Origin of the sequence: Nesterenkonia sp. AN1 (genome assembly GCF_000582475.1) — a bacterium.
In the GTDB taxonomy this organism is placed as follows: domain Bacteria; phylum Actinomycetota; class Actinomycetes; order Actinomycetales; family Micrococcaceae; genus Nesterenkonia; species Nesterenkonia aurantiaca.
The window spans coordinates 1-3,750 of record NZ_JEMO01000032.1 but is presented as its reverse complement, the minus strand read 5'-3'; the positions used below and the strand labels follow the sequence as shown (position 1 = coordinate 3,750).

The window sequence follows — 3,750 nt, the reverse complement described above, 5'->3', positions numbered from 1 at the left end:
CCACCGCGGCGGGCGCAGAGTCATCAACGACGTCTCCCTGACGGTTCCCTCTGGCACGGTCTTGGGACTCATCGGGCCCAACGGGAGCGGAAAATCCACGCTGCTGCGTGCCCTGTGTGGCATCGACACCCCCTCCGGCGGCACAGTCCGTTATGACGGCACTACAATCACCAGTCTTGGTCGGCGACAGCTGGCTCAACGCGTGGCCTTCATGACCCAGGAACACAACGAAGAGTTCGACATGCCCGTCCTGGAACTCGTGCTTCTGGGGCGAATCCCTCATGGCAAGGGCTTCGGACGGGACTCGGATGCTGATATTGCCCATGCGCAGCGGGCCCTTGCCCAGGTCGGAGCTCAGCACCTGACCGAGCGATCGTTCTCGGCACTCTCCGGCGGCGAGCGGCAACGCGTCCTCTTCGCCCGGGCCTTGACCCAAGACACCCCGGTGCTTGTGCTGGATGAACCCACGAATCACCTGGACATCGCGCACCAACTCGAGCTTCTTGATCTCATCCGCGCCACCAACCGGACGGTGATGATCGCTCTTCATGACCTCAACCTCGCCGCCCGCAGCTGTGACGAGATCGCAGTGCTCGCTGACGGATCACTGGTCAGCCACGGTTCTCCCGAGGAGGTGCTCGGTACCGAACTCATTCGCCGTGTCTTCACCGTGGAATCCACCGCCGTGGCCCACCCCGCGACGGGTCAGCCCCACTTCCTCTTTGATGCCCGCACCCCACGAGATGAACCCCAGCAGAGCGATGCTCTGGCCACCACCCTGAAAGGACTCCCCACTCTATGAATACCGTCCCCACCACCGTTTCACGATCTCCTCGATCAAGGACTCTCACCGCCTCCGCCGGGCTGGCGGCTCTGTTGCCGCTCACCCTCACCGCGTGCGGGGGAGGAGTCGCCTCGGAAGGTGCTGAGACCTCTGAGACCACGGCTGCCGATGAGACCGTCACTGTCGAGAACTGCGGACGAGAACTGTCCTTCGACGCCGCGCCCACCAGTGTTGTCGGGATGATGCCCTCCCAGACAGAGCTCCTTTTGCGTCTCGGAGTCCCGGTGGAGTCGATCGTGGGGCAAGCCCAGACCGAGACCTCAGCACTGCCCGAGGATATTTCCGATCAAGCCAGTGACATCCCGGTGCTCAGCACAGACATGCCACCTGCCAGAGAAGATCTGCTGGCGACCAGCCCTGACTTCGTCGTCTCCCCGACTGAATATGAATTCACCGCAGAGCAAGGCTTCGCCAGCCTCGACCAACTGGCCGACAACGGTGCACAGGCCTACGTTGCGACCGGAGGTTGTGCTGATCGGCGCAACACCGCAGAGGTCACCGATGTTCTGACCGACATCACCAACCTCGGAGAGATCATGGGCGTCCCACAGGAAGCCACGGCACTGAACGACGACGCCGAAGCCCGTCTGACCGCGGTCGAGGACGCGATTGCGGATCAGGACCCGCTGAGCGTCGCGCAGGTCTATGTCGAAGGCAACTCCCTGGGCGCCATCGGTGCAGGGGTCGAGGCAGACATCATCCTCCAAGCCGGAGGGGAGAACGTCTTCGATCCCGGAGCCCCTGAGTTTGAAGCTTTCTTCGCCACCGAGATCAACCCCGAAGAGATCATCGAACGAGACCCAGAAGCGATCGTCTTCGGCACCTCAGGTTCGGAGAATGAGGAACAGACCCGGGAGTACCTGAGCACTACATTCCCTGATACCCCCGCGGTGGAAAATGATCGGCTGATCGCGGTGGATCAGAGTGATCTGTACCCGGGAACCCTGGGCAACATTGACGCCGTGGAGACCATCGCCGCAGAGCTCTACCCGCAGGCCTTCTAAACGCTCCCAGTCGTGGTTCTGACCGCCTTACTCACGGGGCACTTGCTGCCGTCAGTCGATGCGGTCAGGACCACCGAGGAGCATCCGGACGGTGCAGACTGGACGGCCCACCATCGATGATCCATTGCCGGAAAGCTCCGCTATGCGCGGAGCCTTCCATGCTTCTCAGCCACACACTCCGGCCGGTGTCTCCACTGTCACCGTCGCGATGGGCCACAGCGGCTACCGCAGCAACAGCACACGGCCCCAGGCAGTGCGCGGTGATGAGCACCGCCCCTGATGACTCCCTGGCAGCACTCTTCAGATCATCGACGCTTCCCGAGTTATCGGCGAGCATGCGCAGCGCAGCGCAGAGCAGCGCTGCCCGATGCAAAGGGCCAAGCCCCGGCCCGCCCGGGTCAGTTCAAAGTGAGTCCTTCGTCGTTCTACGTTTCACTGTGGCACCTTTCCGATGCCCACCAGTGTTGAGGCATCGATGTGAGTGGTCTTTCGCTGCTCAAGGATGTCCAGGTAGCGGTGTCGGACCTCTGTTATCTGGGCCGGCACCAGGCCCGCGAGCATCGCCCGGAAAGCAGATCCGAGGACCAGGGCCCATGCTGTTCGTTCATCGAGTTCAATGCGGTGTTCGGGGACGTCGATTCGTACCTGTTCAAGCCCCAGATCCTGCAGCCAGTCGGCATAGGTAGGCGCTGTATTGATCCGGTTCAGGAGTGTCCCGACCTGGTTCCGGGACTCTTCGCCAAGGTGGGGCTTGAACGGGGAGAGGGCTTCCATCAGGCACTCTCCAATCGGGGAGATCGCGCCACGCCGCCAGATCGTCAGAGCGGTTCGTCCGCCCGGGCGAGTCTGGCGGATCAGGGAGCGGGTGCCAGCTTCCACGTCAGGGAAGAAGAAGATACCCAGCACGCACTGAACCAGATCAAAGGATCCGGCTGGTATCGGGAACTTCGTCGCGTCGTTGGCGGTGAAAGAGGCCCAGTCGAGGCCTTCCGACGCGGCACGGGACCGCGCTGTAGCCGTCAGAGCTGGAGAAAGATCCACGCCATGCATCGATCCGCTCCTGCCGACCAGGCGTGCGCTGGGCAGAGCGGAAGCCCCATTTCCACAGCAGGCATCCAGTACGTGTTCACCCGGCTTTGGTCCTGCCGAGGAAACCGCGCCGCGGCTGACCGGTCGCCACAGCACATCATCCAGCGCACCGAAGGCCTCCGCGGCGATGAACGCCTCAGCATAACGGGTCGGGGACGCAGCGGACTTCCTCACGGATGCAGTCATCGATTGATGCTCCGTTGCCGGCAGGTCCTCATGAAGGACTCAGGAGCAGCTCTGTGGGCGGCAGCGGATAACGACATACGCTTAACTATAATCATTCTCAGTAGGAATTGGCAGACGTCACCGATGTTGGTGTCGACCTATTCCATGGTTGCTTCTGCTTCTTACCCCAGGATTGAGGCCGCGTAGCCCCGTCAGTGTGCTGGAACCAACCGGTTGCAGCACAGACTTCCCTTCGCGAGACATCAACCTGCGAAGATCAACGCTTCCTGACCGCGAACCGGCCCTGTTACCAAACCCATGGCTGATGGCTCGGGAGAATCTGGCGCTAACGTTGGATATTTCACTTTTTCACAAGCCACCCCCACAAACACCGACAACACGCGCACGAGCGCTTGATCATGAATGCGCTTCAGGGTGTATTCGGTGAGCACGTCCGCGGATCACGACACTATTCATCTCCCTCTGGGGAAGTCGGGGAAATCGATGCACTGGTCCTCGCCGAGTGGCCACTCGTTGTCGAAGGCAAGGTGATCGGGCTGACGGAGGCAGGTCGCCAGGGGAAAGCACATCGAGTCGAGAAGAAAACCGAGGAGATCCTTGGAAAGGCCCTAGATGTTGTGGGGCATG

Annotated in this window: 4 protein-coding genes; 3 read left to right on the top strand and 1 reads right to left on the bottom strand. The window is 61.7% G+C overall.

What is annotated here, in order from left to right:
- Positions 1–802 (top strand): ABC transporter ATP-binding protein (locus BG28_RS13535; protein WP_084479765.1); only part of this gene is annotated, 802 nt, incomplete at its 5' end.
- Complete coding sequence (locus BG28_RS13530) at positions 799–1,848, top strand: ABC transporter substrate-binding protein (RefSeq protein ID WP_036478034.1); 1,050 nt, start codon at positions 799–801, stop codon at positions 1,846–1,848. The genes BG28_RS13535 and BG28_RS13530, both read left to right, overlap by 4 nt.
- Before the next feature lie 432 nt (positions 1,849–2,280).
- Here BG28_RS13530 and BG28_RS13525 read toward each other — a convergent pair whose 3' ends face one another.
- Positions 2,281–3,123 carry a class I SAM-dependent methyltransferase gene (locus BG28_RS13525; protein WP_084479764.1) on the bottom strand — a complete coding sequence of 281 codons (843 nt, stop codon included), beginning with the start codon at positions 3,121–3,123 and terminating at the stop codon, positions 2,281–2,283.
- Between the two features lie 398 nt (positions 3,124–3,521).
- Between BG28_RS13525 and BG28_RS16395 the strand changes: the two genes are divergently transcribed.
- The coding region (locus BG28_RS16395) for a hypothetical protein (RefSeq protein ID WP_235181129.1) at positions 3,522–3,750 on the top strand (229 nt) is incomplete at its 3' end.